Below are 5,876 nucleotides of genomic sequence, written 5' to 3'. Positions count from 1 at the left end.
ATTGAGCACCGGGTTTATTCTTCAGCAGGTTGATGTCGTCAGGTATGTTCATGTCGTACTCTAAGATGCTCACGGGCAGCTCCACATTTATTACGTTGATGAATCTTCAGCGGATTGATGAAACCTCGGGAGGCCCGAGATCTGGACGTTGGGATAGGTGCCATCCCGCGGGTCTTCTGTGCCCGGGCCGGGCCTTGAAAAGGATGAAGCCGGAAGCACCATGGAGGTGCAGTTGTCCGGTTCCTGTGTTGTGCCTCTGGTCATACCGAATACGGCATCGCGCGGATGAACAGGTAGAATATACCACCCAGCACAATGAATTCTCCGTCAGTAAGCAGTTCGAAGAAGAATTTTTCTGTCCCGAACCGTGGGAAACAGAGAAGGTATCCCTGGGCATAGACTACGCCTGCAGCGAGCAGCAGTGCTGAACAGGGACCTGACAGAAATCCGCTGACAAGTAACAGCGGAGTTCCGATGATCAGGTTCACTCCTGTAAGAAGAATAAGTGTCCTTCGGATGCCTAACATCGTGGGGATCGTTTTGACGCCTGAAGCTACATCTCCCTCCACATCACGCATGTCAAAGATCACTGTGTTGATGAATACCTGGAAAAAGAAGAAGATACCGACGATGCCGGTGACGGCATCCACGGGAAGGGAGGCATGGCAGATCGGCAGGAAGGTAGTGGGAGCGGTCCAGGAAAACGCCACAACGAGACTTTTCATGACAGGAACCTCTTTTAATCGCCGAAATCCGAACCAGGAGGGAAAGAGCGGTACACTGTAGATGATCCCGGCGATCAGGGGAACGGCTGTTATCAAAAAACTGTCGAATCCTTGGAGAGCAGAGAGGCAGAGGGCGACGATGTAGGCACTGACTGCGGAACGAAAGAGGAGAGAGCCGTACTCTTTTGTGAAAGTATACCGTTCGATGTTGTTTATGGCATCCTCGTTTTCGTCGGTTTTGCGATTGAGGTTGTAGACGGCGAATACGATCAACATCAGTATCACCGCGGCGACTGGGTCGAAGGGAAGGCCTTGCACAAAGCACGAGATGTACACCATCGCTGCCCCTGTAATGGAGAGGTACAGGGAACTGTACACGATGAGATGAACGATAGACTGGCAGGCTGATGGAACTAGGTTGGTTCGATAAGTTGAGTTGAACATGTATGTATTTTCGGGAATCTGATGAACATTTATTGCGTCAGTGAATATTCATCAGTTAGATGCGGCCCGGTATCCGAACGCGGTGTGCTACCCGGAGCATGAGAGGGGCATCCGTCGCTCTACCGGCGGATACTGTTCATTCCCTTCGGTGCTTGAGTTCCATTTCAGTCACGCACCAGATCCGATAGCAGGCGTATCTTGTTCTGGATGTTGACCGGGACCGACCCGGTAGATCCGGCTAAAAAAATACCCTAACTTCAACGGGGGCTTCATCCGCTGACCAATCCAGGAGGTACCGTTGTATCGCGGGTCCTGGTCGAGCATTGGACGATTAGAATTCAGAAGAGGTTACTCAGAAATTTGCAGTAATCTGGAGTCTGCTTTATAATACTGAAAAAGTTTCTCGCCCCATGAGACTGCTGCTGCATCGGTACTTATGAGGTCTGTAGCGGCGTCGTAAACATCGGTATCACGCCTGTACAGACCTAATGACAGGTATCTGTCGGTCACTGTCATTCCCAATCTGATCGGCGCGGAGGAGACATATATATTGAAATTGGTATATCCTTTCAGGGACCCAAGCACTGCGTCATACGGCTCGGTGAACAATGTCTGAGCGAGTTTCCGGGAAATGACGAGTTCGACCGGCCTGCCGTCCAGAACCGCCTCTTTAATCGCGTTTGCAAGGACCTGACTCATAATCGACGACACGCCGTGAATCCATGATGCTTCCCGAAGGATCGTGAGAAAGGCCGCGTACACGACGAAGATGTTCTCTTCGACATCCTTTATTACCTCCGCGTTGTAGAAGTGTTGTATCTCTCTTTGAAATTCATAGGGTATGCCCTCGACATCGTGTTCGGTCCAGAAGTTCCGATGGCGCTGTATCACTCCCATCAACGCTACCAGCCGCTCGATCTCCGGCTCGACGATCCTGCCGAGAGGGGTGAGTACATAGTCGCCTCGCACCGATTCAACGTAATGCAGGGCCTCGAGCTGCCGGATCTTCGGGATGAGCGCCTGCGACGAACTCCCCGTGGTGTCACGAAGGGTCGAGAGGGGTTTACTCCCGCTCCCGAGGGCTATCAGCACCTGCGTCAGCAGTCTCGACCGAAAGATCGCCTGAACGTCGTCGTGGTACTCGTTATAGATCTCCAGAGGAGAGGTTCCGTTCATAGTTCGTATTGTTAACTGGTGCCGGTCGACGCATATCACCCTTTCCATTCGTGCGCCTGCATGTCCCTTCCACCTGCTGCTCTCCTTTCTCTGTCGATGGCGGCCGATTGCGCGCCCAAAACGAGGCTTTTTGATCCGCCGGGGCTTCCAGTCTTCTGGATTCTCCGGTGACGACCGGTCCGGTAATTCGATAGGTCTGGAACTCGCGATCTGCTCCCCGCCCGATCTCAGCACACTTATAGTCGGGTGCCTGATAACCTAGAGAAGCATGTCGTTCATACTCCGATACCTGCCCTGCATCGCACTCTGTGCCTGCATCCTCGCCTGTCTCGCCACCGCCGGCTGTTCCGTCCTCGACGAGCAGCCGGCGATTGTACCAGGCCTATCCGGAGACCTCGTCGTCCACTTCATCGACGTCGGACAGGGCGATTCGATCCTCCTTGAGTTCCGCGATAAGACCCTGCTCATTGACGCCGGCGAACGCGAGATGGGGGAGCATGTCGTTGCGTACCTCGAAAGTCAGAACGTCGAAAGACTCGATGCGGTGGTGGCGACCCATGCACATTCCGACCACGTCGGCGGCCTTGCGGAAGTCATCTCCGCATATCCGGTCGGGCTGTTCGTCGATGCCGGACAGCCGCACCCCACTGCGACCTATGAAAACCTGCTTGCCCTGATCGAGGAGCGGAAGGTCCCATACACGGTGGCGGAGCGCGGGCAGACGATTTCTCTCGACCCCGATCTCGAGATCCGGGTCTTAAACCCGGCATCCGAGCCGCTGGGCGATCCAAATGAGGATTCCATCGTCCTGAAAGCGACCTATGGGGAGATCTCTTACCTCTTCATGGGCGATGCCGGGGAACCCGCGGAGGAGTGCCTGATAGGAGCCGGGCTCGACCTCGATACCGATGTCCTGAAGGTCGGCCACCACGCGAGCCGTTACGCATCCTCGGCAGAGTTCCTGGCTGCGGCGAGCCCTGCGGTCAGCGTCATCACGGTCGGCGCGGGCAACGACTACGGCCATCCCCATGAGGAGACGCTCGAACGCCTTGAGGCGGCCGGCTCGCGCATTTACCGCACCGACCGCGATGGGACCGTCGTTGTTTCTACCGACGGCGAGACGCTTGCCGTGACGGCCGGCGGCGCTCCATCCCCCGCCGGCGTGCAGATCACCGGCCTTGACCTCCGGGGCGAGGAGGTCACCATCACGAACGGCGAGGCGGCGCCGGTCAACCTCACCGGCTGGACGATCGCCGACGAGGGGATGAGAAACACCTATACCTTCCCTGTCTACACCCTTGACCCGGGCGCCGACGTCATCGTTCACTCCGGTGAGGGCGACGACACCGTGACCGACCTCTACTGGGGCCGGAAAGCGGGGGTCTGGAACAACGACGGCGATACCGCCACGCTCGCCGACGCGAACGGCACGACCGTCAGCACCCTGGAGCGATGATGATGCAGGACACAGCAGCGTCTCTCGTCAGCCTCGACCGGATCGAGGGGGATCTTGCCGTCCTGCTCCTCCGCGAGAACGAGTCGATCCGCTTCACGCTCCCCCTTTCCCTCCTCCCCGGCGACGCGCGGGAAGGGGATATCCTCGAGATCGCGATCCGCCGGGACGTCGCGGCGACGACGGAGGCCCGGAAACGGGTGGCGGAGAGGATCGAGCGGCTGCGGGGGCGGGGGAAGGCATAACCTCGTCGCCGCCGGGCATGGGACCGGACCACAAGATTAATATCGTCGGATGAGCCCAGAGCCTCATCCAGGAGGTGAATGAACTGGTCGATATCGTCAAACTCGATGGCAGGAGAGAACCATTCGTGCGGGAGAAAGTGACCGTGAGTGCACTTAAAGCAGGCGCACCGCTGGAAGAGGCCAGGGCGATCGGGGATGCCGTCGAACGGGTTGCCTACGACGGGATGTCCTCCGGGGAAGTCCGGCGGCGGGTGCTTGAGCAGCTCCGCGACCGGAACCCGGAATGGGAGGATAACTGGATCTTGTACGACCGTGCCGTGAAGAAACGCGGGGCGCCGGCGGTTACGGAATTACCCGCCCGCTGATACCTCTCCTCTTTTTCATCTATTCCGGACGGAACCTTCCGGAACAAAATTATAATTACCAATCCGGGCCCATATATGTCTTGTATTGTCATATTCTACCCGGAAATTCGATAATTTGAACGGCGGCCAGAAGGCCGTTTTCAGTTCGGTCATCCTTCCCGGGCGCGTCCGACAATCAGCCCCCCCATAACGGCACAACGTCCTCTCAGATCAGTAAACGCGTCTCGATTACGTCAACGACGTTGACGTGCCAGCAGGCGATCTATATGCCCACCAGCGACTCCGAAGACGATACACCCTCCAGTAGTAACCAGAACGATACAGAAGGAACAAAGATACTCCTCGCCGATCCGAAGGCCGCGATCGTCAGACTCTCCCTGCCGATGATGGTCGCCCTGACCCTTACGACCCTTTACAACGTCGTCGACGCGTTCTGGGTCTCTGGCCTTGGTGCCGATGCTCTTGCCGCCGTCGGATTTTCCTTTCCGCTCTACCTCGTCACCATCGGGCTGGCGAGCGGCCTTGGCACAGGCGGCGAAGCCGCACTCTCGCGGATGATCGGTGCCCGCAACAGGGACGGCGCAAGCAGCGTCGCGATGCACACGATCCTCCTGATGACCCTCCTTTCCATCGCCGTCACCATCCCGCTCTTCCTCTTCGCCGGGGACATTTTCGTCCTCATGGGCGCAGGCGATGCCGCCGGCCTTGCCGCTGAGTATGCCCGGGTCCTCTTTCTCGGGACATTCGCCCTCCTCTTCGGCGAGGTTGCCTACTCGATTATGCACGGGGAAGGCGATGCAAAACGGGCCATGTATGCGATGGCGGTAGGGGCACTCGCAAATGTCATCCTCGATCCGATCCTGATCTACACCTGCGGCATGGGGATCGCCGGCGCTGCCTGGGCAACCATCATCGCTGAGGTCCTCTCCGCCGTCCCGATGGTCTACTGGCTCTTTGTGAAGAGGGATACCTACGTCTCCCTCCACCTCCGGGGTTTTGCTCCCGACGTTGCAGTTGTGCGCGACGTCCTGCAGGTCGGCGTCCCTGCCGCCGCCGAGCAACTGGCACTTGCGCTGATGACCCTGCTGTTAAACGGCGTCATTGTCCTCATAGCGAGTACCGACAGCGTTGCGGTCTACTCGACCGGGTGGCGGATCGTGAATATCGGCTTAACCCCTATCCTTGCCATCGCGACGGCAGTGGTCGCGGTCACCGGCGCCACCTACGGGGCCGGGGCGTATGCCCGGATGGAGTCCGCCCTTCTCTTCGCCGTCAGGCTCGGCCTCGGTATCGGTCTTGGACTCGCTGCCGCCATGTTCGTCTTCGCCCCCCATATCGCTACGCTCTTCGCGATGGGGGGTGATACAGCGGAGATCGTGCCGGAACTGACGGCATTCCTCCGGGTTATGAGCCTGATCTTCCCGGTGATCGGGTTCGGGCTCTTCTCGGCGTCGTTCTTCCAGGGGAC

Annotated in this window: 6 protein-coding genes; 4 read left to right on the top strand and 2 right to left on the bottom strand. The window is 58.0% G+C overall.

Translation table 11 applies throughout. The features are described from left to right. Positions 1 to 260 precede the first annotated feature (260 nt). Complete coding sequence (locus BP737_RS09060; protein WP_292405885.1) at positions 261 to 1,169, bottom strand: UbiA family prenyltransferase; 909 nt, start codon at positions 1,167 to 1,169, stop codon at positions 261 to 263. A gap of 348 nt (positions 1,170 to 1,517) precedes the next feature. Next, entirely contained in the window at positions 1,518 to 2,345 is an 828-nt protein-coding gene (locus tag BP737_RS09055; protein ID WP_342686138.1) for a helix-turn-helix transcriptional regulator, read from the bottom strand. A 268-nt stretch (positions 2,346 to 2,613) separates the two neighbouring features. On the opposite strand from BP737_RS09055, the gene BP737_RS09050 reads away from it, so the two are divergent. The 4 genes from BP737_RS09050 to BP737_RS09035 form a co-directional block, all read left to right on the top strand. Further along, a complete protein-coding gene (locus tag BP737_RS09050) occupies positions 2,614 to 3,801 on the top strand; it encodes an MBL fold metallo-hydrolase (protein WP_342686137.1) in 1,188 nt (395 codons plus the stop codon). 2 nt (positions 3,802 to 3,803) lie between these two features. Then, entirely contained in the window at positions 3,804 to 4,043 is a 240-nt protein-coding gene (locus BP737_RS09045) for a DUF3006 domain-containing protein (protein WP_342686136.1), read from the top strand. Between the two features lie 74 nt (positions 4,044 to 4,117). Further along, positions 4,118 to 4,408, top strand: coding sequence for an ATP cone domain-containing protein (locus tag BP737_RS09040; RefSeq protein ID WP_342686135.1), 291 nt, complete (start codon positions 4,118 to 4,120; stop codon positions 4,406 to 4,408). Positions 4,409 to 4,674: 266 nt separating this feature from the next. Further along, a partial coding sequence (locus tag BP737_RS09035; RefSeq protein ID WP_342686134.1) for an MATE family efflux transporter occupies positions 4,675 to 5,876 on the top strand: 1,202 nt, incomplete at its 3' end.

It is taken from the genome of Methanoculleus sp. UBA291 (genome assembly GCF_002499755.1).
GTDB classification, from domain to species: domain Archaea; phylum Halobacteriota; class Methanomicrobia; order Methanomicrobiales; family Methanoculleaceae; genus Methanoculleus; species Methanoculleus palmolei.
The sequence above is the reverse complement of the archived record's forward strand: the minus strand, read 5'-3'. Positions and strand labels throughout refer to the sequence as shown.